The sequence below is a fragment of the Pseudoxanthomonas sp. genome, from assembly GCF_002863005.1.
GTDB lineage: Bacteria > Pseudomonadota > Gammaproteobacteria > Xanthomonadales > Xanthomonadaceae > Pseudoxanthomonas_A.
This window is the reverse complement of the sequence record NZ_PKDG01000021.1, coordinates 13295-39616: the sequence shown is the minus strand read 5'-3', so window position 1 is coordinate 39616 and position 26322 is coordinate 13295. Positions and strand designations below refer to the sequence as shown.

Below are 26322 nucleotides of genomic sequence, written 5' to 3'. Positions count from 1 at the left end.
GCGGGCGCGATGCAGTACCTCACCCGCCGCGGTGCGCGCGCCGCGTCGCCTGCCCTCGCCTAGCCCGCGACGCACACCGCCCCTTGCGCCACGTCGACGGCAGCGAGCCAGCGCGCCGCGAATTCGTCGCCCGGCACCGCACGGCCGATCAGGTACCCCTGCAGTTGCTGGCAACCGGCCTGGCGGAAGAAATCGCGCTGCGCCGGCGTTTCCACGCCTTCGGCCACCACGCTCAGGCCCAGCGTGTGCGCCATCGCCAGGATCGCCGTGGCGATCGCTTCGCCATCGCCGGGCACGGCCTGGGTGAACGCCATGTCGATCTTCAGTTTGTCGATCGGCAGGCGCTTCAGGTAGGCCATCGACGAGTAACCCGTGCCGAAATCGTCGATGGCCATGTGCAGCCCGCGGGCGCGCAGCCTGGCCAGCTGGGCGACGGCCACGTCGGCGTCCTCCATCAGCACGCTTTCGGTCACTTCCAGCTCCAGGCAGTGCGCGGGCACGCCCGTGCTGCGCAAGACCTCGTCGATGAACCCGGGCAGCGCGTCCTCGCGCGTCTGCCGCACCGACAGGTTCACGGCCAGCCGCACATGGCCCCGCCCCTGCGCATGCCAGGCCGCGATCTGCCGGCAGGCCTCGCCGATCACCCAGCGGCCCAGCTCCAGGATCAGCGGGCCTTCTTCGGCGATCGGGATGAAGGTCGAGGGGGGCACCACGCCCAGCGCGGGATGGGTCCAGCGCAGCAGCGCCTCGGCACCGAGCAGCCGTCCGCTGTCCGCGCACACCTGCGGCTGGTAATGCAGCGCCAGTTGCCCCGCCGCCACGGCCTGGCCCAGTGCCTCGCGCACGCCGATGCGGGCCAGCTGCGCCTGGCGCAGGCGCGGCTCGAAGCGCACGGCGCGGTTGCGCCCTTCGCGCTTGGCGCAGTACATGGCGATGTCGGCATTGGCCGCCAGTTCCTCCAGCCGCGCGGCATCCTCGGGCCAACGGCTGATGCCCGCACTGGCGGTGATGCGCAGGCTCAGGCCGTCTACCGTGAAAGGCACGACGAACCGGTCGAGCACCGCGTCGGCCACGCCGCCCACGCGCGCGGCCGCGTCGTCGCCGGCCAGCAGGACGGCGAACTCGTCGCCGCCCAGGCGGAACAGCCGTGCGCCGGCCGGCAGGGCGTCGGCGATGCGGTGGCCCACCTGGCGCAGCAGGGCGTCGCCGCCCTGGTGGCCGAGCTTGTCGTTGACGTCCTTGAAGCGGTCCAGGTCCAGCTGCACCAGCGCCAGCCGGCGGTTGCGCGTGCGCGCGTGTTCCAGCTGCGCGTTGAAGGCGTTGCGGTTGAGCAGCCCGGTGATCGGATCGTTGTGGGCCAGGTGGTGCAGCTGCGCCTCGGCCCGGCGCACGCGCTCGCGCATGCCGCGCATCAGCGGCAGGGCCAGCGCGTAGGCCACCGCCGAGGCGATGCAGAACGCGATGGCCAGGCTGCCCAGCCGTCCGTGTGCGCGCTTCATGCTGATCTGCAGGCGCACCGTGCCGACCGGCTGGTCGCGGAACAGCACCGGCGCGCTCACCCGTGCGCAGTCGTAGCCGCACGGGCGGGCCGCGGCGTCCACGCCGTCGGGATAGCGGGCGATCACTTCGCCATCGCGGGCCACGATGTCGGCCTGGCGCACCGCCGGCACGGACACCAGCGGCGCGAGCGTCTCGCGCGCACCGGCGCTGTCGCGGAACATCACCGCCGCCGCACTGCCCGAGGCCACCACCCGTGCCTGGGCTTCGGCGTCGGCCAGGAACTCGCGTCGGATGTCGATCCACTGGATGAGCATCAGCACGCAGCCCGCCACCAGCAGCACCACCGTCGCGACGATGGCGCTGGTGCGCACGCTGGCCGAGGTGCGGAAGCCGGGCGTGCTCACAGCACCCGCCGGGCCAGGCGCAGCAGCTGGCTGCTCAGGGTGATGCCGTTGGCGCGCGCACGCGTGGCATCCACGTCGAAGCGGATCTTGTTGCCTTCGCGCACCAGCGCGACCGTGCTGACGCCGTTGGGCAACGCACAGGCGTCGCAGATCACCAGCGCGGTCAGCGCCGCGGCCACGGGCGTGTCCGCCGCGTGCACCAGCACGTCGCAGTCGGCCGCGGGGGCGCTGGCGACGCGGGCGACGGTGACGCGGCGGCCGGCCAGGTCGCGGCCGGCCAGCGTGGCGATCGCGGCCGCCAGCGCCGCATCGGTCTGGGTGCAGATGGTCAGCGTGGACGCACGCACATGCGCCGACTGGGCGAATGCGGCGATGTTGTAGACGAACGCGGCCTTCAGCGCGTGTTCGTCCACCTGCGCATGGCCGCTGCCGGCGAACGCCAGCCCCAGCAGCGCGGCCATCCCCTGCCCGGCGCGCCGCACGCTCACCAGCGCCACCGCGCTTCGAGCCAGTACTCGCGGCCGCGCCGCGGCACGGTGTCCTGCAGGAACTCCGGGCCGACCGGATCGGCATAGCGTTCGTCCAGCAGATTGCGCACGCCCAGCGACCACGCCAGCGGCCGCGAGGCCACGTCCCACACCAGGTGCGCGTTGACGGTGGTGTAGGCCGGCACGCGGCCCTCGCGCGACACGCGCTGGCCCATGTGGTGCGCGCTCATCGCCAGGTCCCAGCCGGCGGCCAGCGGCACGGACGCCTGCACGCGGGCGATGCCATGCGGCGCGTTGAGGGCCCGCGCGGTATCCGATTCGGTGACGTCGCTGTAGGCATAGCTCGCACGCAGGCGCACGCCGCCGTCGCCCTGGTAGGCGTAGGCCAGCTCGGCACCGCGCGAGGTGGCACGGCCGGCGTTGGCGAGCGTCAGCGTGCCGTCGCCGGTGGCGGCCAGGGTGATCAGGTCGCTCAGGCGGTAGTGGTACACGCTGAGTTCGGCCCGGCTGTGCGCGCCCACGCTGCGGCTGTAGAACAGCTCGGCGGTCTGCACGTGCTCGGCGTTCAGCGACGGATTCGCCAGCTGCGCGCTTTCGTCCGAATCCACCTGGTAGTAGCGCTCGTACGCATTCGGCGAGCGGTAGGCCTGGCCCACGATCAGCTTGACGACGCGGTTGTCCGCGCGCGTGCCGATCAGCGCCAGGCGCGGACTGAGGCGCACGATGCCGCGGTCGCTGCGATCGGCGCGCAGGCCCGCATTGAGCCGCCACGCCTCGGACATGCGGAACTCGTCGTCGACGAACACGCCGCCACTGCTCATGTGCTGGCGCGAATCCAGGTACGTCGCGCGCGGCGATACGTCGAAGTTGCGCTGCACCACCCCGCGGTCCCACTGCGCTTCGGCGCCGGCGACGAAGGTATGGCGCGCGCCGATGCGGGCCACCACCTGCCCGCCCGCCACCACCGACACGCCAGAGGCGATGTCGCGGTTGAGGTAGGTGAGCGCGCCGCCGTAGACGTAGTCGCCGACGTAGCGGTAGTCGATCACGTCCAGGCGTGCGCTCGCCTCGACGCGCTCGCCCAGCGGCCGGGCCAGGGTGGCGCCGAAGGCGATCCAGCGGTCCTGCACCTGCGCGCCGGGCGCGGCGAAGGTCTGTTCGTACGGGGCGACGGGATCGTCCTTGCGGCGGTCGCCGGCCACCAGCTGCAACGACAGCCCGTCGCGCGCGTGCTGCACGAACACCTGGCGCACGCGTTCGCTGTCCTGGCCGCGCACCACGCCGCCGGTGGGCGTGTCGGCGAAGGCGGGGAAGCGCAGCGTGCGGCCCTCGGTATCGAACGCGCGCACCGACAGCAGCGTGCGCCCCTGCCCGGCGCTGACCGGGACGGTCAGCTGCAGGTCGGTGGTGCCGTGGTTGCCCGCGGCGGCGCGCAGCTGCCCGTGGCCGTAGGTGTCGGGCTCGCGGGTGAGCACGTTGATGACGCCGAAGAAGGCGTTGGAGCCGTACACGGCCGAGCCGGGACCCGGGGCGTATTCGATGCGTTCCACCAGCGCCAGGTCGAGCGGGAATTCGGCGCCCACCGGGCTCTGGCTGTAGACGGGGTCGTTGATGCGGTGGCCGTTGACCAGCAGCAGGAAGCGAGTGTCGTAGTCGCCGGCGCGCAGCAGGCCGCGCGCGCCCAGGTAGGTGTACAGGCCGGTGTCGCTGACGTAGAGGCCGGGCAGGCTGTCGAGCGCCTCGGCCAGGGTGCGCCAGCCGTGCGCGCGGATGTCGTCGGCGGTGATCACCTGCACCACGGAGGGTGCGTCGGCTACGCGCTGCTGGAAGCGCGAGGCGGTGACGATGTCCACGTCCAGCAGGTCTTCCAGCGACAGGCGCGACAGGTCCGGCGCCTGGGCGTGGGCCGCGGTCGCCAGCAGGCCACCGGCGCAGGCGCACGCCAGGCGGGTCATGCGCCGCAGGCGTCGGGTGGGTGCGGGCGCTGGCGCGCCGCCGGGCAGGAACAGGGACATGGAGGCCAGCAGGGCGGAAGAACGTCTGGCGTTGTATCGGCCACGCACGCACTGTCTTGAATCGCGCAGGGGTTCATGGAGATGAAGGCGTGGCGTGCGCGCACATGAAAAAAAGGCTCCGCTTTGCGGAGCCTTTGTCGAGAGGATGCGGGGGCGTCAGCCGTTGGTGACGGTGCCCGGCACCGATGCCTGGCTGCGACGGCTGAAACGCGCGGCCAGTTCGCGGCGGGCATCGTCGACGCCCTTGTCCTTGCCGGCGACCTTGATGACGGCGTAGACCTCGAGCGCGGCGTTCATCAGGTCGCTGCCGAGGGCGAGTTCGGTATCGGCCACACGCTGCATCAGATGCGCGAGGCGATCGGCGCGGGGTCGAAGGGCGTCGAGGGCGGCGTGGTCCTGGCGGAAGGCGGCGTAGTCGAAGTCGCGCGGCATCAGGCCGGCGTGCTGTTCGGCGACGGCTAGGGCGCTGGTGCAGAAGGCGCGCGATTTGTTGCCCATCTTCACGAGGTCGGAGCGTTCTTCGACGGTGAGGGCGATGAGGAGGTTGAGGTCGGACATCGCCAGGTGCGAATCTGTTCTTATGTCGTTAGGGCTCGACTCGGGGGAGTAGGTGTTGAATAGCAATGAGCGAGAACACCGACTAAAACAGCTGCGCGCGGCTCTGCTGAGGGTTATTAAGGGCAAGCCGCGTGATCCGCGAAACCGTTCACTAAGTATTTCTTCGGTTGCGCGCGAGGCTGGCGTTAGCGCGTCTCTGTTGCACAACTGCTACCCAGAAATTCTGGAAGAGATACGAGCGAGATCTGCAAATGCGCGCGTACCGAAGAGTCCCCCGGCACAATCCTTGCGCGAAAGCGAAGTAATGGAGCTGAGAACGAGAGTTGCGCAGCTTGCATCAATAAACGAAACGCTGCTGGCAGAAGTGCGATCGCTACGTTTGCAGCTGGCAAATGGCAGCGGAACTTCTGTAGTTTCAATTACTAGAAAAAGAGGTACGTGAGCCTGCTCATCCCCGTGGCGCAAACTTGGCCCCACTATCCTCTGAACATCGTCATCTTGCTGTCGCCAACATCAACTATCGAAACGCGACCGATCTTAGGATCGGATGTCAGTAGCGCGGAGCACAACGATACCCTCATATCAAGGGCGGGAAACTCATCATCGAACAAGATAGTGAAGCCGCGACGCTTAGGTCGAGGCATCGAATCCAGAAGCTTGATCGCCTCCGGATCATAGAGCCGATCGGGTCCTACAGTCATGTCTAACCTCAAGTTTGCGGCGCGGGCGGCCATTTGACCAGAATTCGTCACCGGCCCCGCGGCGCGCTATCTGGATTCTAGTCCTCTGGCATGACTAAGTCTTGCGTGGCCATAGGTTTGCCGGCGGGTGCTGCCTAAAAGCCGGACGACAGGCGGCGACGGAGCATCGAAAGGTCGTGGCTCTGAGCCGTGACGCCGTGCCCACGAGGCAGGAGCCGCCACCCAGATGCTTGCCCGGACCTGTGGTGCCGGTGCGTAGCCTCTTGGAGGCTGAGGTATTCTGAGACAATGTTGCCAACGGGCGCGCAAGGAGGGGGTATGCCGGCAGTATTTGTCCATGTATCCGACATCCATTTCGGTCAAGAGATAGATGATCGCGTGCACATTCATGACGATGTAAAGCGCGAGTTGATTGCTGATGCCAAGGACGTGGTCGCCAGAACTAGGGCGGGGGTCGCTCACGGGATTCTAGTCACTGGCGACATTGCTCAATCTGGGGTGTGGGAGCAGTACGAAGAAGCTGGTCGTTGGCTGGACAAGCTTGCTGCCGGCATCGGCGTGGAGATGCATCAGGTTCAGATGGTGCCGGGCAATCATGACTTGGATAGATCCAAGGCATCCTACTCCGCCAAGCAGATTCTGGATCATCTTCGAGCTAGTGGCCCGGCGGAGTTTGAGGCAATCCTCAGTAATGCCATAGATCGCGCCGCATTATTTCAGCGGTTCGAGGATTACGGAAGGTTTAGCTTTGCTTACGACTGTCCGCTTAACAATGAAGGGACGTTTGCCTCGGAGATGGAAGTCACGCTGGCCCCTGGACGAGCGATAAGGTTCATACGGTTCAATTCGTCTTTGCTATGTCACGGCAAAGAGCGGCATGAGCATCCAGAGCTAATGATTGGGGCGAGACAGTTCACCATCCCAAGAGCGAACGGAGTCGAGAACATCATTCTCGTTCACCATCCACTTCATTGGTACAAGGATGAGAAGCAGGTGCGGGACTACATTCGCAGTCGCGCACGAGTTCTGATCTCAGGTCATGAGCACAATCCGAGAGTCGTTGTTGAGGAAGTAGAGCCCGGAAGTGATCTGATGATGCTTGCCGCAGGTGCGACTGTGCCGTTTGAGTCAAATGACGTCTATACGTTCACTTACAACGTCATAGAGTTCGACTGGGACGAAAGCATTGATGGCCTTAAGGTCACCATGTACCCGCGGGCCTGGAATCCACAGAGAACGTGCTTCGAGGACGATCCTTTGCGACTCGGGGGCAAAGAACCCGCGTTTAGTCTGAACTGTCCGCAGTTCAGGAAGATGGCAGATGCTCCCATGAAGGCAGGGGCGGGTGTCGACGTAGGGCATATTTCCAGCGTTGGCGCAGTCCCGACTGAGCCAATCATAGAGATGGTTCCGGTTGAGCCATCACTGCAGGAGGGTGAGTCAATGCCTGACAACATTGATGGGTATGGGAACGCGCGCTTGAGATTCTTCCGCGACTTAGTTGAAGGGGAAAGGCTCAGAATTCTAGTTGAGCTGGGCGCACTCGATGACACATCTAATGAAAGGATGAATCAAGGGCTCGAAAGGCGTCTATTGGACAGGCTTATTCGCGATGGGGGCCTGGCGCGAGTCGAGGCGATGATTGGTCAAGTAATCGGCGAACGAAAATAAGGGAATGCTATGGAAAACATCTCTACTCATATGCGAATCTCCGCGGTCGCGGTGTCCGATGACGAAGTTAATTCAAGGAAGTTTGCGACATCAAGCCTGGTCACCTCGTGGAATAAAGAGAGAGACGTTTCGACACTTATCAGGCGGGCTGCCGATGTTGCTTCTGCGCTGGGTGCTACCGGAGCGCCGTCGCAATCACTGGGCAATGAAGTACAGGCAGCCATCCAGAAGAAGTCATCGGCATTCCTCTACGAAGAGCGACCCCTAGACGTTGGGATCTGTGCTGGGATGGCGATGGTGTCTCTTCTTGACCAGCAACCAACCACAAGCGGTTGGACGAACAAAGATGTGTATGCGACAGCGTTGTGGCTAGCTCTCTCCTACCAGCCCGTGCTTGAGGATGCGCGACGGGAGAGGTTGCGCCAGGAGGTGCTGGGTGTGGCGGAGAAGTGGGCGGTTGCATCTGCCGAGAAGGCGAGACAAAGGGTAGAGGTCCGAGATGCACAGGAGCTCAAGATCACAATAGGCGACGGGAACGTTATCAATCACAACTTCAAGGTTGCAATTGGTGAGACTGTCGACGCTCTGCGCCGTAACGCCGCTTTGGATCGCGAGGAGCTTGACTTTCTCTGGTGGGTCCAGAGCGGTGCTAGCCGGGTACTTGGGCAACAGATCTCGTCCCTCGATGAGACAACGGGTGTGATCGTTGCAGCTCTTGAGGCGGCCACAGTTCTTCGCAGGCTGCCTAGCGATGTCCATCGCGAGATCGTTCTGAAGACGTTAGTGGTGAATCCGAAGATCGACATACGTGAGCTTCTGGCCACGCTCGGCGAGCATAAGCAGGCGCTTGGTGCGCCGTTCATCGGTGGATATGCGACCACGAATCCGTCCGTGTTCCCGGTCTTAGCCGCTCTTGCAGAGGACAACCTGCAAGATGGCGGCGCGCTTACAAAGCGGACCCTCGCAGAGTGGGGCTCCAGAACGCTACTGGAAGCGAGCCTTATATCCATGAGCAAGCATGGGCTGAGGAACTTATGAGTGGATCCTGTAAGTACGAAGGATGCACCGTAGATGAGACGGGAGTGTGCGCTCTTGAGCGCGTGCCCGAGACATGCGAGAACAGGTCAGGTGCGGGCGGCAGCGTATTGAATGTCCAAGCCAGTACTGAGGGTGTTTCGACTGCAGGCGCACCAGGCGATCCGGTCGGAGCCCCGGTGCTCAGTCGGCCACTGGCCAGAAGTGCATTTCCATCCAGTCGCCCCTTAGGTCTTGAAGACCTGAATCAATTGATGAGCAGTCGCTACGTCAATTTGGTTGGCATCTTGGGGGATCCAGAGTCTGGCAAGACGGCTTGTCTAGCAAGCCTCTACCTGCTTGTGGCTAACGCAATGCTAGCGGGGTGGTCGTTTGCGGATAGCAGAACACTGACCGCGTTTGAAGACATCGCACGAGGCGCGCGTGACTGGAACGATGGAATACCGCCAGATCAAATGACGGTCCACACGGAGCTGTCCGATGATAGACAGCCTGGCTTTCTACATCTGAGGCTGGTTCGTGAGTCGGACGGTAGGCCAGTCGATCTGGCGCTTCCGGATGTGCCAGGAGAGTGGACACAAGCTCTCATCAATTCCGCGGAGAGCGAGCGCTTCGGCTTCCTCAAGTCCGCCGAAGTGATCTGGATTGTTCTAGACGGCAGAGTGCTTGCGAATCGGGAAAGGCGGCAAGGACTGATTGCCCGCGTAGGTCAACTGGTGGCTCGTTTGAATACGATGCTGGAGCAAGATTTGCCAAAGTTGCTTCTGGTGGTTACGCATAGAGATCGGTACGTGATTGATGACGCTATGACTGCGCGGCTTATGGGCGAAGTTGAGCGCCGTGGCGCGACTGCCGAGATTGTGAGCATTGCGCCGTTCTCTGACGCCCCTGAGGTAACTCAGCCAGGATTCGGGATTGCTGGCCTAATCGACTCTTCGTTGAGTCGAGCGACTCAGCGTGCAGACTTCTGGAAGAGCAAACCTGCAGATGCCGGCCGGTTCTACTTGAACTTTCGGAGAGCCAAATGAGTCAGTCCGTTGTACTTCTCGGTGGTCCAGACTCCGGCAAAACAAACTACATTGGCCGGCTCTGGAGAGCCCTCGATGGCGGCAAAGGTTCGCTGCATGCAGCAGAGCAACCAGAGGACATCAAGTTTGTCCTTGAGATCGTCGACCATCTGTTCGGTGGAGACTTCGCGCCTAGGACAGAGCACAGCGACGATCGACGAGATTTCAACGTCGTGGTCGCCTCGGAGCGTGACGGGCAGAGAACCACGCTAGTTGTCCCAGATGTGTCCGGTGAGCTCTGGCAGACCGCTGTTTTGGAAAGCGAGATCGAGTCGGCTTGGATGGATGAGTTAAGTGGTGCGCTCGGGGCTCTTCTCTTCGTTCGGGTTCAGTCGGATCAGGACATTCGTCCTCTCGACTGGGTCACGTCAAGGAAGATGCTCGAGAAGCTGGGCAACGATGAAGAACCGGGCATGCCAACACAGGTAATGCTATGTGAGTTAGTTCGATTCTTGGAGCACGCTTGGGCTGCTCGCCCGCCTTCTGCTCGACCACGGCTTTCCATCATTGTCTCTGCATGGGACCTGGTGGACTCCGAAACGTTCATTCAGGGGCCAATGGAATACCTGAAGCGGGAATACCCGCTCTTCTACGGAAAACTTCAGGATCTATCGGCCATCGAAGTACGCGCTTACGGCTTAAGTGTGGCTGGTGGCGACCTGAAGAACGATAAAGAGTACAGAGCGCAGTTCCTCGATGAGGGGTGTGACAGCCACGGCTGGATTGCCACGCAGGCCGATGGAGCGTGGAAGAAAGATTCGGACATGGCGCTTCCTGTGGCTTGGGCGATGGGCCTTTAGACCCGTGAACAAGTTCCAAGTCCAGATTCATGGTTATCGAAAGGGGCACCAGCTGCTTGCGACCTCCTTGGCCCTTCCTAGAGAAGACCAGGCGACTCTTGACAGGTTGTCGGACGTAGCAGGACCTCTACGGCCGCGAGAAGAGTTTGAGCCATATCTTTCGGCCTACCCGCTACCGAGTGCGAGTCACTACGTCATAGCTAGAACGTGGCAGGATTCGACGGTGCCAAGAGCGGGTTGTGTGCGCACAATGAGTGTGCTCATTGAGATGAAAGATTGGCGTCAGAGTGCGCCAATCGGAGCTGCTCTTTGGCTTTTGTCAACTCCCGGCCTACCCTCGGTCGAGGGAGCTCATTCGACGGACGTTGAGGCCATTGGCGACATCGGGCTACCCGTTGCGCCCGAGTTCAACGCGAGTGAACTTCTAGAAGCTATCTTCTTCGAAGAGTTCATGCCCGTTGCGATGTTTGATGCGCCCTCGCCCGATGCGATAGCTAGCCGTGTACTGGCAGCACTATGGCCAGATATTCGTTCCCGCTTTGCGCTTTCCACTTTTGCTCTGTCGCCGCGAAAGATTGGAGGGCGTGACTTTGACCTAGTCTTTGCCCCCGGCAGCGCCAAGTCAAAGTTCACTGGTTGGCCAGGGCGGAGAATCGACGGTCGCATGAGACAGACAGGCAGACACAGATGGACAAATGCGGTCGTCCGCAGGGTGTTCGAAGATCCTGTCCCCAAGCTTCTGTCGGATCAAGATGTTCAACTCCTGCGAGGTGCAGATGTGCAAAGTACATCTGCACTTCGAATTGCCTTGCTCTGGAATGAGCTAGTTGCAAAAGTTGAGCGATCACCGTCGGCCGCCTTGGGTCTTCTTGATATCGCCAATTCTGGATTGGTGAATTCAGACTCTGCCGCAAGAGTGCTTGAGAGTCAGGTTGCTTCAGCAGCGCAGAGTGCGGCCGAGACTCTCTCATCGGACGATGCGTGGGACTTTGCCAGCGCAATGGCAAGGAAGATGCAGGGTAGCGACATGCCATCGAGTCAGGCGGCCGTAGAGAATCTGGTCGCGGATCTTGCAAGGCGTTCGCCCAGTGGGGCAATCGATCTCTTACTGCAGCCGGACTCGAAAGGTGCGATTGCGGCGTTGCTTCCGAGTATCGCTGCAGGTATTGGTGCAGCGGAAGCTAGTCCTGCCAAGGATGCACTTATCAGTGCTCCGCCAGAAGTGTTTGCTCGACTCTTGTCGAGCGGGCATGGTCTATCCAAGTTCGTTCTAAGTTCCGAAGAGTTGATTGAGAAGACCAGCGGTGCCCTGCTGGACCTAGAACCCGAGCTTGCGAAGACCGCCGATGCTGCTTTACTGCCTTGGTTGGTCCGGGATCAACACCTTTCGGTAGCTGAGCCGATCTTCGCGAGGCTTGATGCCCCTGCACTCATGAAAGAGGTCAAGTGGCTTGAGCTCAAGAATGGACTAGCAGCAACCGAGCTATGCAGAGCACTCCTGCAGCGTGCGCGGGAGCTCAAGGTGCTTGCTAGGTTTCGGGACGCGCTTGTGTCACTGGAGCCGAGCTTGCCCAGAGATGACTTGATCGAAGCAAGCTTGTCAGCAACCGCGGAAGACGCACGATGGGTTATTAGCGAAGGAGCGATAACCGAGAATCTAGCAGCAAAGCTGCTGTATGGCTTGCTTGAGAAGGCGAATGCCCTGGAGTTTAGGGAGCTGATGTCAGATGCAGCAATTTCCTCCTGGGTCATTGGAAATTTGGATCGCTTTAGCCCTGAGTTGCTCTTCCGGGCCGCGCTGGACGATCACATATCTCTAGATGCTTACGCCAACATCGCTTTTGTTGCGGTCCGCAAAGCAAGCGGTGTCGACAAGTTGGAGATTTCGAGGCGTGCCCTGAAACGGCTCCTGAAAGTTCGCTTTGATCTAGAGGAGGAGGTACTACCAGTTCTTCTGAATTCGATTGAAACTCAAGCTGACGCGAGGTCAGTCGCCAAAAGCGGCTTGGCACTGGAGTTGTCGGCCGACGTGGCAAGTCGGAACCTAGTCCTGTGCGAGAGGACCCATCCTCCAGTGCGTGCGCTTTTTGTTTCGACGGCCGATGAGTTTGCTCACAGGCTGAAGGATCGTGTCGACTTTGACTTGTCAGTGTCGGCATTTGATGCTTGCGCAAGGATTATGTTCGATGCACAGAAAAATTCTCTTAAGGCCTATCAACTTGCTGCGGGCTGGCTTGTAGGCGCGCTTCTCAAAGCGCGCCGTCGCCCAGTCTCGCTCTTGATCGTCGCCCTGTTTCCTGCTTACTACGTTGGGCTTGAGAGTGATGATGTCTCCGTGAGCTTCCTCGGCTTGTCCGCTATGTTTGGTAGAGATCCAAAGAAGTATGCTCGCGAGGATCTCGTGGATGCGTACCTGTACTCTTCGTGGAAGCCTGCTCACCTTGCGCTTACAGCGATTCGCTGTGGAGACACTATTCGTATATTCGACAGGCTGCTGAAGACGTACGGCGGAGAAGAATATCTTCTGCGGATCAGCAAGGAGATTAGTGAGTTTGGCCCAGAGGTGCAGGGCTTGGTAAAGTCAGCAATCGCTGAGGTTCGGCCCAAGCCGACGAGAAAGCGTAAGCCTTGACGCTTCGCCAGTATTAGTTGGCTAGTCACTTTTTATGCATTGATGGTTTATGCCAGTCCGGAGCGTTTGGCCGGGCGCCAAACGCTGGGCTTATGCGAGGCTCTTTGGCATTCACCTTACCCGCTGTACGAGGTGAATTTCGCGTTCTTGCGGGACCTAGGACAATTCCTACGGGAATTCGCGAAGTCTTCTGGCTTGAACGTGACAGCTGATTAGCGGGATGCTAGCAGTGCCCATTCGATGACGCAGGTCACCCTGCGTAAAGCCGCCTAGCAATCGAACTACTTCGACATACCGCCCGAACGCAAAGAAGTCTTTCGCTGACAGCCAACTAACCTCAATCCCTCAACACCAACGCCGGATTCTCATCAATCGTCCCGTCCTCGTTGACTACCACGTAGCGATCGCCCTCGCGGTTGAACAGCACGGGGATGGGGGTCTTGAACAGCGGGCGGCGGACGAACTTCAGGCGCCAGTGGAAGGTTTCCATGGTCTGGATGGTGGCTTGCTGCGCAGGGGTGAGGCCGGCCAGTAGCGTGGCGTCATCCATCGTCGGGGCGCCCTTGCGGCGCTCCGGGGTGCGGGGGGCGGTGCCGGGCGACTCGGGCTCGGCGGGGGTGCGGGGGCGATGCGGATCCGACATCCGGTGGGGGGCTCCTGATGGCGTGGAACGGGAACAGGTCTGCCGCCAGAGCGGCAGGGGGTCACCTTGTATCGGCCGGGAGCAAGGGAACGTGAGGGTTTTTGGGAAATGCGGGGGCGTTGGTTCAGGTGCGTTGGAGGGTCAGCGCGAAGAACTGCCACTCATCCGCCCTTCGGGCACCTTCTCCCTGCTGGGCGGGGAGAAGGAGACGCGCGGGAGACGGGAGTGGAGTCAAGCGCGCAGGACGAGCGTGGGATTCTCGTTGAGGGTGCCGTCTTCCTCGATGACCACGTAGCGCGTATCGCCGCGGTCGAACAGCACCGGGATGGGCGCCTGGAACAGCGGACGGCGCACGAAGGCCAGCCGCCAGTGGAAGATTTCCATCGCCTCCAGCGTCATCAGCTGCGCCGGCGTGAGGCCCACGCGCAGTGCGTCGGCGTCGTGCACTGCCTTGCGGCGTTCGACCGCGCGCGGCTTGGCCGCGGCGGGTGCGGGGGTTTGCCAGGGGCCGGTGATGACAGCGGCGCGGGCGGCATTGCGGTACATGGGGGCAACTCCATCGACTACGGGCGACACCTGATGCATCTAACGGCCGGGATCGGCCGCGATTTAGGGCAGCAGGGGCGTTGCAAGCCGCGTGCCGAAACGGGGCGCAGGCAAGAAAAAGCCCCGCAGATGCGGGGCTTTTCTTTGCAGTGGGAGGGATCGCGCTCGCCCCTCATCCGCCTTCGGCACCTTCTCCCCGCTTGCGGGGAGAAGGAGAGCGGATTACGCGAACGGATCCTGCAGGACCATGGTGTGGTCGCGGTCCGGGCCGGTGCTGACGATGGCCAGCGGGCAGCCGGAGAGTTCTTCCAGCGCGCGCAGGTAGGCACGGGCAGCCGGCGGCAGCTTGTCCCACTCGGTGATGCCGTGGGTGTTCTCGTCCCAGCCCGGGAACTCCAGGTACACCGGCGTGCACTCTTCCCACCCGCCCGCATCCAGCGGCGCGTATTCGGTGCGCTTGCCGCGGTATTCGTAGGCGATGCAGATCTTCAGCGTCTTCATGCCGTCGAGCACGTCGAGCTTGGTGATGCACAGGCCGGAGATGCCGTTGATGGCGACGGCGCGCTTCAGCGCGACGATGTCCATCCAGCCGCAGCGGCGCGGACGGCCGGTGGAGGCGCCGTACTCCTGGCCGCGGTCGCGGATGCCCTGGCCGATGTCGTCGTCCAGTTCGGTCGGGAACGGACCGCCGCCCACGCGCGTGGCGTAGGCCTTGCAGATGCCCAGCACGTAGTCGATCGCGTCCGCGCCCACGCCGGTGCCGGCGAACGCGCCGCCGACGGTGGTGTTGGAACTGGTGACGTACGGATACGTGCCATGGTCGATGTCGAGCAGCGCGCCCTGCGCGCCTTCGAACAGCACGCGCTTACCCTGCTTGCGCAGGTCGTGCAGGATGCCGGCCACGTCGGACTTCATCGGCTGCACGTATTCGCCGAAGGCGAGCGCTTCGTCGTAGGTCTTCTGGAAATCGACCGCGTCCACGCCCAGGTACTTGGTCAGCACGAAGTTGTGGTAGTCCAGCGCCGTGCGCAGCAGTTCTTCCAGCTGCTTGGGGTAATGCAGGTCGGCCACGCGGATGCCGCGACGCGCCACCTTGTCTTCGTACGCCGGGCCGATGCCGCGGCCGGTGGTGCCGATGGCCTTGCCGCCGGCGGCCTTCTCGCGGGCCTGATCCAGGGCGATGTGGTACGGCATGATCAGCGGCGTGGCCGGGGAGATCTTCAGGCGCGAGCGCACTTCCACGCCGGCCGATTCCAGTTCGTCGATTTCCTTGATCAACGCGGCGGGCGACAGCACCACGCCGTTGCCGATCAGGCACAGCGCGTCGGGGCGCAGGATGCCGGACGGAATCAGGTGGAGAACGGTCTTCTTGCCCCCGATGACCAGGGTGTGGCCGGCATTGTGGCCGCCCTGGAAACGGACGACGGCACCGATTTCCTCGGTGAGCAGATCGACGATCTTGCCCTTGCCTTCATCGCCCCACTGGGCGCCGAGAACGACGACTGACTGACCCATGACGGGTAACTCCTCGATTGTTGGCGGCCATCGGGGCCGCCGGAAGGGTCGTACTGGGTTTGGCGCCGTTGCCGCCGGCAGGCTCCATCGGGGAGCCGCCCGCCACGCCGGGCCCAGACACGGAAAAAGCCGGCGGTCTTCCCACGCGGGGAGCCCGTCCGGCTTTTGTGCATTATCCGGGTTTAGGGGGACGGGGGCTACCCTGGTGGGAATCGCCTCGCCGGTTCAGGCATGGCGCGAAGAGCGGCCCCTCATCCGGCCTTCGGGCCCCTTCTCCCCAGGCGGGGAGAAGGAGACGCCAGACGCCCAGCTTTTCCTTCTCCCTGCGAAGCGGGGAGAAGGTGCCCAGGGGGCGGATGAGGGGCGCTTTCCTATCCGCGTGCACGCACTTCCCCGATCCCATCGACCCCCGGGTGTCGCGGACGCTGTCTCCACACCCTCGGAGGCCACCCATGCGCAGCACGTTGGACCACGAACGCGAACGCCGCCTTCGGCACGAACAGACCGACGCCGAACACGCCCTGTGGTGGCAACTGCGGAACCGTCGCCTGCAGGGTTGGAAGTTCAGAAGGCAGCACCGGATCGGGCCCTACTTCGCCGACTTCGTCTGCCTGGAAGCGGGGCTGGTGGTCGAACTGGACGGGAGCCAGCATCTCAAACAGGAGCAGTACGACCGCACGCGTACGGCGCACCTCAAGCGTGAGGGGTTTGAGGTGCTGCGATTCTGGAACGATGACGTGCTGCGCGAGACGGAGGCAGTGCTGGTGGCGATCCTTACCGCGCTCACCCCTCATCCGCCCTCCGGGCACCTTCTCCCCGCACGCGGGGAGAAGGAAACAGCGAAGCCCTGATTGCTCCCTCCTCCTTACGAAGCGGGGGGAAGGAAAAAGCGAAGCCGTTATTGCTCCCTTCTCCCTGCGCAGCGGGGAGAAGGTGGCCGAAGGCCGGATGAGGGGCGCGCTTCCGTCAGCAAACGACTCCCACGCCTCAGCGCTTCAACACCCACAGCCACGTCAGTCCGAAGATCAGGATGAATCCGCCCACCGCGCGCACCTGGCCGTCGCTCATCTGCAACAGCTGCAGGGCGGCGCGCTTCCAGCTGGCGGGGATGGCGAACAGCACCAGGCCTTCGAGGATGGCGACGAGGCACAGGGCGGACCAGAGGTCGGACATGGACGGACTCCTGCCCCGCGCGGGCGCGGGACACGGCAAGACGGGGGGCGAAACGGGACCGGCCGCCCTGGGGCGGCCGGTGGGTGACCTCAGCGGTCGCTCTTCATGTACTGGAGGAAGGGATCGTCCTTGTCCAGTACGACCACGCCCTGCCCGTCCTTGAACGACTCACGGTAGGCCTCCAGGCTGCGCTGGAACGCATAGAAGGAGGCGTCGCGGCTGGCGGCTTCGCCGTAGATGCGGGCGGCTTCGGCGTCGCCTTCACCGCGCAGCTTCTGCGCATCGCGTTCGGCCTCGGCCAGCAGCACGGCGACATCGCGGTTGGCCTGCGCTTCGACGATCGTCGCCTGCTCGGCACCCTGCGCACGCAGTGCACTGGCCACCTGCGAGCGTTCCGCGCGCATGCGGTTGTAGACCTGGTCGATGACTTCACTGTCGGTCGGCAGGTCGATCTGCTTGAAGCGGATGTCCACGACCTGCATGCCGAGGTTCTTGGCACCGGCGTTGATGGCGGGCAGCTGCTTCTCGATCAGTTCATTGCGGTTGCCCGACACCAGCTGGGTCAGCGTGCGCGAGTTGATCTCGTTGCGCAGCGACTCCTTGATGATCGGCGCCAGGCGTTCGGTGGCCAGCTCGGCCTGGCCGCCGGTCGCACGGTAGAAGTCCGCCGCGTTGACGATGAAACCGATGGCGATGAAGTCGACGCTGACGTCCTTGCGCTCGGAAGTGAGCGAACGTTCCGGCGGGAACTCATTGGCAGTGAAGCGGCGATCGAACACGCGCGCGGTTTCCACCAGCGGCAGCTTGAAGTGCAGGCCGGGGCCGATCTCGCTGCGCACCACGCGGCCCAGGTTGAGCACCAGGCCCACCTGCCCTTCGCGCACCACGAACACCGAGCCCATCAGGCCCAGCAGCACCGCCACGACGATGCCGACGATCAGGGAATTCTTCATGGCTGCGCCTCCTCACGGCCGGCCGGGCGTGGCGTGCGCGCCGAATTGCGGGAACTGGACGGGGTGCTTTCGACCTGCGGCAGCACCTCGGTCGGGATGACACCGGCCGGCGGTTGCCTCGTCGCCGGCGCGTTGCCCATCGGCACGTAGATCAGCTGGCGGCTGTCGCCGCCGACCACCTTGCGGTTGCCGGCCAGCACCTCCTGCACGGTATCCAGCCACAGGCGCTTGCGGGTGACTTCCGGCGCGTTGCGGTACTCGTCCAGCAGCAGGCTGAAGCGGGTCGCGTCACCGGTCGCACGGGCGATGGCGGCGGTCTTGTAGCCCTCGGCCTGGGTACGGACCTGCTGCGCGTTACCGCGGGCCTCGGGCACGACCTTGGCCGCATACGCGCGGGCCTGGCTGATGACACGTTCGTTTTCCTGCTGCGCGCTGTTGACTTCGTCGAAGGCCGGCTTGACGGCTTCCGGCGGACGCGCGTCCTGCAGGCTCAGTTCGGTGACGACCAGGCCGGTGCGATAGGCCTCCAGCGAGGCCTGCAGCGCGGTGCCGGCGGTGGCCGACAGCGGGCCACGGTTGTTGAGGGCGGCGTCCAGGTCGGAACGGCCGATGACTTCGCGCACGGCGCTCTGCGCGGTCTGCTCCAGCACGCGCGTGGCGTCCGTGGTGCCGAACAGGAACAGCTGCGGGTCGCCGACGCGGTACTGGACGTTGAACGAGACGGTGATGATGTTCTCGTCGCGCGTCAGCACCGGCAGGCTGTTGCTGAAGGTGCGCACGCCGGTGGCGTTGACCTTGGTGACGCTTTCGATCGGCCAGGGGAACTTGAAGTTCGGGCCCGGCTGCATGGTGCGGTTGTACTTGCCCAGGCGCAGCACGACGCCACGGTCCTGTTCGCCGATCAGCTGGAAGCTGGAGAACAGCACCAGCAGGCCGACGCCGACCAGCACCCAGCGCAGCGGATTGCCCCCGCCGCCGACGCTACCGAACAGGCCACGCAGGCGGTCGACCACGTCGCCGATGCCACCGCCTCCCTGCGGGTTGCGCGGCTTCCAGTTGCTGTTCCGGTTGCCGTTGTTGCCAGATCCGCCACTGCCGCTGCCGGGGGTGTTCCAGGCCATGCCCACTCCGTATTGAAAGATTCGCGCGGCCGGGGCCGGCGCAGGTTTCGATTCTACTAGATAGGGACGGCGCGGCCGGGAGGCAAGGCCGGGAGGTCATGGGGCGCCGCCCTTCTGTAGGAGCGACGTCAGTCGCGACCGGGGCGTGTCATCGCCACGATCAACGACCCTGCCTGCCAAGATGTGCGGTCGCGACTGACGTCGCTCCTACAGCCATCAGGCCGCCCCTACTGCCAGTCTTCCCGCTCCCCCTGCGGCAGCAGCGCCTCCAGCGGATGCCCGCCGGCCTGCGAGGCCAGCCGCTGGGCGTCGGCCAGGGCCAGGTCGACGGTGACGCGCCAGCCGTTCTCTTCGAAATCCTCGGCCAGCACGGCACCCAGGGCATGCAGGCGCGAGCGCAGGCGGGCGGAGTTCGCGGGCAGGTGGAGTTCGCCGCGCACGCGCTGGAAGCCCAGCCGTTGCGCCAGCGCGCCGCGCAGCAGGTCGATGCCCTGCCCGTCGCGGGCGGACAGCCATACGCGCTCGCGCCCCATGCCGGCACTGGGCGCGTCGCCTTCGTCGACGCCCGGATCGGGCTGGTCGTGGCGCGGGGCGGCACCCTCGATGCGGTCGATCTTGTTGAACACCAGCATCTGCGGCAGGTCGCCGGCGCCGATCTCCTGCAGCACCTCGTCGACCTGGGCGATGCGTTCCTCGCGGTGCGGATCGGCAGCGTCGATGACGTGCAGCAGCAGGTCGGCTTCGCGCGCCTCGCTCAGGGTGGAGCGGAACGCGGCGACGAGTTCGTGCGGCAGGTCGCGCACGAAGCCCACCGTGTCGGCCAGCACCACGGCGCCGCCGGGCAGGTCGATGCGGCGCACCGTGGGATCGAGCGTGGCGAACAGCTGGTCGGCCGCGTAGGCCTCGGCGCCGGTCAGCACGTTGAACAACGTGGACTTGCCGGCGTTGGTGTAGCCCACCAGGGCCACGCGCGGCAGTTCGCTGCGCACGCGGGCGCGGCGCATCTGGGTGCGCTGCACTTCGACTTTTTCCAGCCGCTTCTGCAGTTGCTCGACGCGCTTCTGCAGCAGGCGGCGGTCGGTTTCCAGCTGGGTTTCGCCAGGGCCGCGCAGGCCGATGGAGCCGCCACGTTGGCGTTCCAGGTGGGTCCAGCCGCGCACCAGGCGGGTGGCCATGTGGCGCAGCTGCGCCAGTTCCACCTGCAGCTTGCCTTCGTGGCTGCGCGCGCGCTGGGCGAAGATGTCCAGGATCAGCCCGGTACGGTCGAGCACGCGGCGCTGCAGCAGTTTTTCCAGGTTGCGTTCCTGGCCCGGCGACAGCGGGAAATTCACCAGCACCAGGTCGGCGCCGGTGGCGTCGGCGGCCGCCTTCACTTCCTCCAGCTTGCCGCTGCCGATCAGCGTGGACGGATTGGGACGGTCGATGCGCGCGGTCAGCAGCGCGGCGACGGTCGCCCCGGCCGAGCGGGCCAGGTCGCTGAATTCCTCGGTGAGGCCGTCGTCGGGACGGCCGCCGGCATACGGCTGGATCAGCAGCGCATGCTCGCCCTTGCGGGATCTTTCAAACAATGGGGTCGTGCCTCTTCAATCGAGGCACGCATTATCACGCGGTTTCGTCGTCGCCGCCGTCCGCGTCCTCGTCACCCTGCTGCACGTAGCCGCCGCCCGGGCCCACGCGCACGTTGCGCGCCGGCACCACGGTGGAGATGGCGTGCTTGTAGACCATCTGGCTGACCGTGTTGCGCAGCAGGACCACGAACTGGTCGAAGGATTCGATGGTGCCCTGCAGCTTGATGCCGTTGACCAGGTAGACCGACACCGGGACGCGCTCGCGCCGCAGTGCATTCAGGAAAGGATCCTGCAGGGATTGCCCCTTGGACATGACGTACTCCCGCCTTGCGTTCTTATAGTTAGTTGGGTGCTGCCGTACCGGGCCGGCGAACAGCTCCCCTGCCGCCCGGAAGACCCGATGTTACACAACATCGGCCCGGCGGGGCGCCGCCAAGTGCGGCAACGGGTCCCAATTCCGGACAATGTGGCCCGGATGGCTCACGATGCCGGCAGGAACAGGCCCAGCGCCTCGTCCAGCCGGGCGCGATCGGTGGCGGGATCGAACCAGCGGACATCTCGCTCCCCGCGCAGCCAGGTCAGCTGCCGCTTGGCGAGCTGGCGGGTGGCGGCGATGGCACGCTCGCGGAAGTCGGCGGCCGTGCCCTGCCCGTCGAGGAACTCCCAGGCCTGGCGATAGCCCACCGCGCGCACTGCCGGCAGATCGAGCGGCGCGGCCACGGCCTGCATGCCGGGCAGCGCGCGCAGGCGACGCACTTCGTCCAAGAAGCCTGCGTCGAGCATCAGGTCGAAGCGTCGCGCGATGCGCGCGTGCAGCACTGCGCGGTCGGCGGGGGCCAGCACCAGCTTCAGCACGCGGAACGGCAGGCGTGCGCCGCGCGCGTCGTTCTGGAGGTCGCTGATGGGCCTGCCGGTCAGGCGATACACCTCCAGCGCGCGCTGGATGCGCTGCGGATCGGTGGCGTGGATGCGCGCCGCCGCGACAGGATCGACCTTCGCCAGCTCGGCGTGCAGGGCCGGCCAGCCGCATGACTGCGCCTGGGCCGTGATGTCGGCGCGCACGCCGGCATCGGCGGCCGGCATCGCGGCCAGCCCCTCGAGCAGCGCCTGGAAGTAGAGCCCCGTACCGCCGGCCAGGATCGGCAGTCGACCCCGTGCGGCGATGTCGTCGAGCGCGCGCCGGGCATCGTCGGCGAACTCGGCGGCCGAGTACGCCTGCCAGGGGTCGCGCACGTCCAGCAGATGGTGCGGGACGCGCGCGCGTTCTTCCGGCGTGGGTTTCGCCGCGCCGATATCCAGGCCTCGATACACGAGCGCCGAATCCACGCTGACGATCTCGCCGCCGACACGCGCCGCCACGTCGAGCGCGAACGCGGTCTTGCCCGAGGCGGTCGGGCCCATGATGGCGATGGCGAGCGGACGTGCGTCGAGCGACATGCGGAACGCGGTGCGTGGGCGGGCGCCAAGCTTAACGTGCCGCCACCCGGGCCGCCGGCGTTGTGGGATGCCGGTCATGGTTGGACGATGCGGCGGGGGCGCGCACGCGCGCGGCTCGTGTACAGTCGGGCGGCGTCCACAGGGGGATGCAAGCAGCAAGACCGATGCGTGCGAGATCCGTGCACGCCGCTTGTCTGCGCAGCGGACGGCACTCCATTTTTGCGCGAGTCGACCGGATGCCTGTTTTTCCCCTTTCCCTGCGCCAGCCGCTGCTGGTCCTGTTCGCACTGTCCGTCCTGCTCACCGGCTGCGGCCTGGAAACACCAGCTTCCGCTACCAAGGCTGCCGCCCAGGCGGCTGCGATGCCTTCGTCCTCTCCTGCAGCGCAGCCTGCGCGCGTGATGGCCGCCGCCGTCCCGACCAGCGCGGTACCCAACCCGATCCTGTTCGTGACGCAGGTGCCGATGGCGGGCGATCCGTTCGCCAGCCGCATGTCGACCTTCGCCAACCATCTGCCCAGCATGCTCGCCCTGCCGCGCGGCGGCGACCTCATGATCCGCTACCCCGACGGCACGCTGCGCAACCTGACGAAGGAAGCCGGCTTCGGCATGGAAGGCCAGCAGGGCGCCAACGCCATCGCGGTGCGCGAACCCGCCGTGCACTGGAACGGCACCAAGGCGATCTTCAGCATGGTGGTCGGCGGACCGCCGCAACGTTACGTGCACCCCACCGCGAAGTGGCAGCTGTACGAGGTCACCGGCCTGGGACAGGGCCAGACCACCACCATCACCAAGGTCGCGAACCAGCCGGCGGACTACAACAACGTGTCGCCGATCTACGACAGCCAAGACCGCATCCTGTTCACCTCGGATCGTCCGCGCGGGGGCGAAGCACACCTGTATCCGCAGCTCGATGAGTACGAGAGCACGCCGACCATCACCGGGATATGGCAACTCGATCCGTCGAATGGGCAGGTGCGCCTGCTCAACCACGCGCCGAGCGGCGCGTTCTCGCCCAGCATCGACCGCTACGGCCGGGTGATCTTCATCCGTTGGGACCACCTGCAGCGCGACCAGCAGGCCGATGCCGGCACCTACGGCGCGTACGACGTCGCCAGCGAAGCCTCGGGCGCGGCCAGCATCGGCCTGCAGCCGGAGACATTCCCCGAATCGCGATCGGGCATGAGCAGCGCGTACGGGCAGGTCAACGGCTTCACCTACAACCTGTTCACGCCGTGGCAGATGAACCAGGACGGCACCGAGGAGCTCACGCTCAACCACATCGGCCGCCAGGAACTGTCGTTCGGCTACCTGCCGAAGTCGTTCTCCACCGACAGCGCCCTGTCGGACTACTCCAACACCGCGCTGATCGCCAACAAGAAATACATCCGCATGGACGGTGGGCTGTTCCAGGTACGCGAAGACCCGACCGTGCCCGGCAGCTACTACGCCGTCTACACGCGCGAGTTCGCCACCGGCGGCACCAACCAGATCGTGCGCATCACCGGTGCGCCCACCCTCAACGCGGAGCAGATGGAAATCGTGGACGCGTCGCCGGCGGCCGACGGTAGCGGCAATCTGGCCGGTGGCCGTTTCCGCAATCCGTTGCCGATGAGCAGCGGCCACATGGTCGCCAGCTACACGAGCAGCCCGTCCTTCCAGTCGGGCGTCTCGCTGCGCTTGCACCAGCTGCAGACGAACGCCAGTGGAATGCTGGTGGCCGGCCCGGCGCTCACCCCCGGCATCAGCAAGAACCTGACGTGGTGGGATCCGGACACGCAGCGCAGCTACAACGGCGCGCTGTGGGAGATCGAGCCGGTGGAAGTGGTGGCGCGTGCGCGTCCGCCCGTCACCACCACGCCGATGGCGTCGCCGGAACAGGCGGTGTTCGCCAGCGAGCAGGTCAACGAAACTGCGTTCCGCGCCTGGCTGAAAGCGAACCAGCTTGCGCTCATCGTCACCCGCAACCAGACCGCGCGCGATCGCGACGACAAGCAGCAGCCCTACAACCTGCGCGTCCCCGGCGGCGTGCAGACCCTCGGCGGCAGCGGCAAGATCTACGAGGTCTCGCACTACCAGATCCTGCAGGCCAACATGATCCGCGCGTACAACAACGGATCCATCTACCAGCGTGGCCGCCGACCGATCGCGCAACCGATGGCGGTCGTAGCCAATCCGACGAACACCGGCGGCCCCAGCGGCAGCGTGCGCATCGCCGCGGATGGGTCGACCGCAGCGTTCGTGCCCGCCAGTCGCGCACTGACCTGGCAGAGCACCGACGCGGCTGGCGTGCCGATCGTGCGCGAGCGCGTCTGGGTCACCCTGCAGGCCGGCGAGATCCGGACGTGTACCGGCTGCCATGGCGAGAACGCGCGCAACCAGGCCGGTGCCGTGCCGTCCACGGCGTCGCCCGAAGCGCTGCGCCAACTGCTGCGCCACTGGAAGCAGCAGCATTCGACCGACCCGATCCGGGTCAACGGTTCGCAGCCGCTGATCCCGAACCGCGCCGCGTTGCCGGCAGCGACGAGCGCGGGTGCGGGCGCCGTCGCGACCGGCGATGGCGCGACGCTGACGCGACGCTGGCTGGAAGAGGCAACGCCACGACGGGACGCACGCGACGCCACGCGAAGCCATCGGCCCGCGCACTGACGGCACGGGCGATGGCGGACGCGCGCCGGCTCTGCGCGCGTCCAGGAACTGTGCGAGCGCGGTGATTTCCCGCCCGGTCGGGTACTTGTAGCGGTGCGTGGCGACCCTGCGCGGCCTTGCGCCGGTTGTCCGACCATCGCCCTTCCGGCAACGCCGCGTTGTCCACGCGTGACAGGCCACGCAGCCACGCGATGTTGTCGCGCACTTCGCGCTCGCTGAGGTGCTGGAACATCCTGGCCGGCACGCCCCACCGCACATGGCCGCACGTTCCGGGCCAACGCGCCGACCGCGCCGGATGCCGCGCGCCGGCCGGTCAGTCGTCGTCGGGCCAGCGGATCGAGGGCGTGGCCGCCGCCTTGCGCGGCGACGGGACTGCCGCGACGGCGTTCCACACCTTCAGGGCATCGACCGTGGCGGCGACGTCGTGCACGCGCACGATCAGGGCGCCACGCTGCGCGGCGATCAGGTGGGCGGCCACCGAAGCAGCCACGCGATCCGCCGGCGCGTCGCGGCCGGTCAGTTCGCCGAGGCTGCGCTTGCGCGACAGCCCCGCCAGCACCGGCACGCCGAGCTCGACGAATCGCGCCAGGTGCGCCAGCAGCTGCAGGTTATGCGCCGTGTCCTTGCCGAAGCCGAAACCAGGATCGATGACGATGTGCTTCTTCGGGATGCCCGCCATCTCGGCGGCGAAGATGCGTTCGGCCAGGAAGCGATGCACGTCGCCCACCACGTCGTCGTACTGCGGCGCGGCCTGCATCGAGCGTGGCTCGCCCTGCATGTGCATCAGCACCACCGGCACACCGAGCGCGGCGGCGGCATCGAGCGCACCCTCGCGGCGCAAGCCGTACACATCGTTGATCATCCCGGCGCCCGCCTGCACGGCGGCACGCATGACCTCGGGCTTGGAGGTGTCGATGCTGATCGGCACGGACACCTGTGCGGCCAGCCGCGCGATCACCGGCACCACGCGGCGCAGTTCTTCTTCGACCTCCACCTCGGCGGCGCCCGGGCGCGTGGATTCGCCCCCGATGTCGAGGACGTCGGCCCCCTCCTCCACCAGCTTCAACGCATGCGCGACGGCGGCGTCGGTCGTGTCATGCGCGCCACCGTCGGAGAACGAGTCCGGGGTGACATTGACGATGCCCATGACCTGCGGACGATCGAGCCTCAGGATGCGGCCGGCGCAGTCGAGTTGGGGAACGGTATCGAACATGGCGATGCCCTTGTCGTGGTACGAGTGGCTTGATTCAGCGCAGATCGCCGAGCTGGCCGCCGTCGACGGGATTGTTCAACCAGCCCGCCACGTCCTTGCCGATGGCGTTGACGGTCCGCTCCAGCACGGCGCACGAGCCCTTGAAACCGCCCGCGAAGCCTCCGCCCGAATTCCGCCGCGCGATGAACTTGGCGACCTGCTGTCCGTCGCGATAGAGCCATCCCTTCACGGTGACCGACTTGCGATGGCCCATCCAGGCATTGCCCGCGCTTTGCGCGTCATGGAATTCCATCTTCAACACTTGCCCCGACGCCGTGTCCAGCGAATCCACCAGCTCGACGCGATGCCCGCCGGCGGATGCGAACCGGACCAGGGCGTCCGTCAGCTGCGTCCCGATGGGACATTCGCGCTTGATGTTGCCGGCGACGATCGAATCCTCCGCAAACGGCACGTCCCGCGGCGCCTTGAACTCAGCCGCGTGCACCGACGTGGTCAGCAACACCCCCAGCAGGACGACGCCCATTCCCATCCCCTTCATGGCATTCCCCTTGAATGATCGAAGCGGCCCTGCGGCAACCTGCGCGCAAAGAAAAGGCCAGACGCAAGTCTGGCCTTTCATCACCGCGCTGGCAAC

General features: G+C 65.2%; 22 protein-coding genes. 7 read left to right on the top strand and 15 right to left on the bottom strand.

Annotated features, from left to right (window positions below; all coding sequences use genetic code 11):
* Window positions 1–59 precede the first annotated feature (59 nt).
* The 4 genes from CYU89_RS10585 to CYU89_RS10570 all read right to left on the bottom strand — a co-directional run bounded on the left by CYU89_RS10585 (window position 60) and on the right by CYU89_RS10570 (window position 4965).
* Complete coding sequence (locus CYU89_RS10585) at window positions 60–1904, bottom strand: GGDEF and EAL domain-containing protein (RefSeq protein ID WP_296280805.1); 1845 nt, start codon at window positions 1902–1904, stop codon at window positions 60–62.
* Entirely contained in the window at window positions 1901–2392 is a 492-nt protein-coding gene (locus tag CYU89_RS10580; RefSeq protein WP_296280803.1) for a YfiR family protein, read from the bottom strand. Before CYU89_RS10580 ends, CYU89_RS10585 begins: the two co-directional genes overlap by 4 nt.
* Window positions 2389–4407 (bottom strand): TonB-dependent receptor, encoded by a 2019-nt coding sequence (locus CYU89_RS10575; RefSeq protein WP_296280801.1) that lies wholly within the window; start codon window positions 4405–4407, stop codon window positions 2389–2391. The genes CYU89_RS10580 and CYU89_RS10575 overlap by 4 nt, the downstream gene beginning before the upstream one ends.
* A gap of 156 nt (window positions 4408–4563) precedes the next feature.
* Window positions 4564–4965, bottom strand: coding sequence for a hypothetical protein (locus tag CYU89_RS10570; RefSeq protein ID WP_296280800.1), 402 nt, complete (start codon window positions 4963–4965; stop codon window positions 4564–4566).
* 1019 nt (window positions 4966–5984) lie between these two features.
* Between CYU89_RS10570 and CYU89_RS10565 the strand changes: the two genes are divergently transcribed.
* The 5 genes from CYU89_RS10565 (at window position 5985) to CYU89_RS10545 (ending at window position 12871) form a co-directional block, all read left to right on the top strand.
* Entirely contained in the window at window positions 5985–7337 is a 1353-nt protein-coding gene (locus tag CYU89_RS10565) for a metallophosphoesterase (RefSeq protein ID WP_296280799.1), read from the top strand.
* A 9-nt stretch (window positions 7338–7346) separates the two neighbouring features.
* A complete protein-coding gene (locus CYU89_RS10560) occupies window positions 7347–8375 on the top strand; it encodes a GTPase-associated system all-helical protein GASH (RefSeq protein WP_296280797.1) in 1029 nt (342 codons plus the stop codon).
* A 251-nt stretch (window positions 8376–8626) separates the two neighbouring features.
* Complete coding sequence (locus CYU89_RS10555; protein WP_296280795.1) at window positions 8627–9400, top strand: hypothetical protein; 774 nt, start codon at window positions 8627–8629, stop codon at window positions 9398–9400.
* Window positions 9397–10239, top strand: coding sequence for a hypothetical protein (locus CYU89_RS10550; RefSeq protein WP_296280793.1), 843 nt, complete (start codon window positions 9397–9399; stop codon window positions 10237–10239). Before CYU89_RS10555 ends, CYU89_RS10550 begins: the two co-directional genes overlap by 4 nt.
* On the top strand, window positions 10136–12871 hold the full coding sequence (locus CYU89_RS10545) for a hypothetical protein (RefSeq protein WP_343125251.1): 2736 nt from the start codon (window positions 10136–10138) through the stop codon (window positions 12869–12871). Before CYU89_RS10550 ends, CYU89_RS10545 begins: the two co-directional genes overlap by 104 nt.
* 337 nt (window positions 12872–13208) lie before the next feature.
* Here the strand turns inward: CYU89_RS10545 and CYU89_RS10540 are convergent, their stop codons facing one another.
* From CYU89_RS10540 to CYU89_RS10530, 3 genes are all read right to left on the bottom strand, one after another.
* Window positions 13209–13514 carry a hypothetical protein gene (locus CYU89_RS10540; protein WP_296280790.1) on the bottom strand — a complete coding sequence of 102 codons (306 nt, stop codon included), beginning with the start codon at window positions 13512–13514 and terminating at the stop codon, window positions 13209–13211.
* A gap of 231 nt (window positions 13515–13745) precedes the next feature.
* The gene (locus CYU89_RS10535; protein WP_296280788.1) at window positions 13746–14060 is read right to left on the bottom strand and encodes a hypothetical protein; all 315 of its coding nucleotides are present in this window, start codon (window positions 14058–14060) and stop codon (window positions 13746–13748) included.
* A 222-nt stretch (window positions 14061–14282) separates the two neighbouring features.
* Window positions 14283–15575, bottom strand: a complete 1293-nt coding sequence (locus tag CYU89_RS10530; RefSeq protein ID WP_296280787.1) for an adenylosuccinate synthase — start codon at window positions 15573–15575, stop codon at window positions 14283–14285.
* Between the two features lie 452 nt (window positions 15576–16027).
* Here CYU89_RS10530 and CYU89_RS10525 point away from each other — a divergent pair, with 452 nt between their 5' ends.
* A complete protein-coding gene (locus CYU89_RS10525; RefSeq protein ID WP_296280783.1) occupies window positions 16028–16426 on the top strand; it encodes a DUF559 domain-containing protein in 399 nt (132 codons plus the stop codon).
* Window positions 16427–16562: 136 nt separating this feature from the next.
* Here the strand turns inward: CYU89_RS10525 and CYU89_RS10520 are convergent, their stop codons facing one another.
* From CYU89_RS10520 to miaA, 6 genes are all read right to left on the bottom strand, one after another.
* Complete coding sequence (locus CYU89_RS10520) at window positions 16563–16748, bottom strand: DUF2065 family protein (protein ID WP_296280781.1); 186 nt, start codon at window positions 16746–16748, stop codon at window positions 16563–16565.
* 89 nt (window positions 16749–16837) lie between these two features.
* The gene (hflC, locus tag CYU89_RS10515) at window positions 16838–17701 is read right to left on the bottom strand and encodes a protease modulator HflC (RefSeq protein ID WP_296280779.1); all 864 of its coding nucleotides are present in this window, start codon (window positions 17699–17701) and stop codon (window positions 16838–16840) included.
* Window positions 17698–18822 carry an FtsH protease activity modulator HflK gene (gene hflK, locus CYU89_RS10510; protein WP_296280777.1) on the bottom strand — a complete coding sequence of 375 codons (1125 nt, stop codon included), beginning with the start codon at window positions 18820–18822 and terminating at the stop codon, window positions 17698–17700. Before hflK ends, hflC begins: the two co-directional genes overlap by 4 nt.
* Before the next feature lie 227 nt (window positions 18823–19049).
* Complete coding sequence (gene hflX, locus CYU89_RS10505; protein WP_296280775.1) at window positions 19050–20390, bottom strand: ribosome rescue GTPase HflX; 1341 nt, start codon at window positions 20388–20390, stop codon at window positions 19050–19052.
* Between the two features lie 34 nt (window positions 20391–20424).
* Window positions 20425–20703 carry an RNA chaperone Hfq gene (gene hfq, locus CYU89_RS10500; protein WP_055941633.1) on the bottom strand — a complete coding sequence of 93 codons (279 nt, stop codon included), beginning with the start codon at window positions 20701–20703 and terminating at the stop codon, window positions 20425–20427.
* 167 nt (window positions 20704–20870) lie between these two features.
* Complete coding sequence (miaA, locus tag CYU89_RS10495) at window positions 20871–21827, bottom strand: tRNA (adenosine(37)-N6)-dimethylallyltransferase MiaA (RefSeq protein ID WP_296280774.1); 957 nt, start codon at window positions 21825–21827, stop codon at window positions 20871–20873.
* A gap of 236 nt (window positions 21828–22063) precedes the next feature.
* Here miaA and CYU89_RS10490 point away from each other — a divergent pair, with 236 nt between their 5' ends.
* Window positions 22064–24475, top strand: coding sequence for a hypothetical protein (locus CYU89_RS10490; protein ID WP_296280772.1), 2412 nt, complete (start codon window positions 22064–22066; stop codon window positions 24473–24475).
* 313 nt (window positions 24476–24788) lie between these two features.
* Here the strand turns inward: CYU89_RS10490 and folP are convergent, their stop codons facing one another.
* Window positions 24789–25688 carry a dihydropteroate synthase gene (gene folP / locus CYU89_RS10485; protein WP_296280771.1) on the bottom strand — a complete coding sequence of 300 codons (900 nt, stop codon included), beginning with the start codon at window positions 25686–25688 and terminating at the stop codon, window positions 24789–24791.
* 34 nt (window positions 25689–25722) lie between these two features.
* Entirely contained in the window at window positions 25723–26307 is a 585-nt protein-coding gene (locus CYU89_RS10480) for a hypothetical protein (RefSeq protein ID WP_296280770.1), read from the bottom strand.
* Window positions 26308–26322: the final 15 nt, after the last annotated feature.

Bases quoted from the DNA above. Each gene is read 5' to 3' on its own strand.
- CYU89_RS10565 (WP_296280799.1), top strand. From the start codon at position 5,985: ATGCCGGCAGTATTTGTCCATGTATCCGACATCCATTTCGGTCAAGAG.
- CYU89_RS10480 (WP_296280770.1), bottom strand. From the start codon at position 26,307: ATGAAAGGCCAGACTTGCGTCTGGCCTTTTCTTTGCGCGCAGGTTGCC.
- CYU89_RS10570 (WP_296280800.1), bottom strand. From the start codon at position 4,965: ATGTCCGACCTCAACCTCCTCATCGCCCTCACCGTCGAAGAACGCTCC.
- CYU89_RS10530 (WP_296280787.1), bottom strand. From the start codon at position 15,575: ATGGGTCAGTCAGTCGTCGTTCTCGGCGCCCAGTGGGGCGATGAAGGC.
- hflC (WP_296280779.1), bottom strand. From the start codon at position 17,701: ATGAAGAATTCCCTGATCGTCGGCATCGTCGTGGCGGTGCTGCTGGGC.
- CYU89_RS10490 (WP_296280772.1), top strand. From the start codon at position 22,064: ATGCCTGTTTTTCCCCTTTCCCTGCGCCAGCCGCTGCTGGTCCTGTTC.
- hfq (WP_055941633.1), bottom strand. From the start codon at position 20,703: ATGTCCAAGGGGCAATCCCTGCAGGATCCTTTCCTGAATGCACTGCGG.
- CYU89_RS10550 (WP_296280793.1), top strand. From the start codon at position 9,397: ATGAGTCAGTCCGTTGTACTTCTCGGTGGTCCAGACTCCGGCAAAACA.
- hflK (WP_296280777.1), bottom strand. From the start codon at position 18,822: ATGGCCTGGAACACCCCCGGCAGCGGCAGTGGCGGATCTGGCAACAAC.
- CYU89_RS10535 (WP_296280788.1), bottom strand. From the start codon at position 14,060: ATGTACCGCAATGCCGCCCGCGCCGCTGTCATCACCGGCCCCTGGCAA.
- CYU89_RS10520 (WP_296280781.1), bottom strand. From the start codon at position 16,748: ATGTCCGACCTCTGGTCCGCCCTGTGCCTCGTCGCCATCCTCGAAGGC.
- CYU89_RS10525 (WP_296280783.1), top strand. From the start codon at position 16,028: ATGCGCAGCACGTTGGACCACGAACGCGAACGCCGCCTTCGGCACGAA.
- CYU89_RS10560 (WP_296280797.1), top strand. From the start codon at position 7,347: ATGGAAAACATCTCTACTCATATGCGAATCTCCGCGGTCGCGGTGTCC.
- folP (WP_296280771.1), bottom strand. From the start codon at position 25,688: ATGTTCGATACCGTTCCCCAACTCGACTGCGCCGGCCGCATCCTGAGG.
- CYU89_RS10540 (WP_296280790.1), bottom strand. From the start codon at position 13,514: ATGTCGGATCCGCATCGCCCCCGCACCCCCGCCGAGCCCGAGTCGCCC.
- CYU89_RS10545 (WP_343125251.1), top strand. From the start codon at position 10,136: ATGAGGGGTGTGACAGCCACGGCTGGATTGCCACGCAGGCCGATGGAG.
- CYU89_RS10575 (WP_296280801.1), bottom strand. From the start codon at position 4,407: ATGTCCCTGTTCCTGCCCGGCGGCGCGCCAGCGCCCGCACCCACCCGA.
- miaA (WP_296280774.1), bottom strand. From the start codon at position 21,827: ATGTCGCTCGACGCACGTCCGCTCGCCATCGCCATCATGGGCCCGACC.
- CYU89_RS10555 (WP_296280795.1), top strand. From the start codon at position 8,627: ATGAGCAGTCGCTACGTCAATTTGGTTGGCATCTTGGGGGATCCAGAG.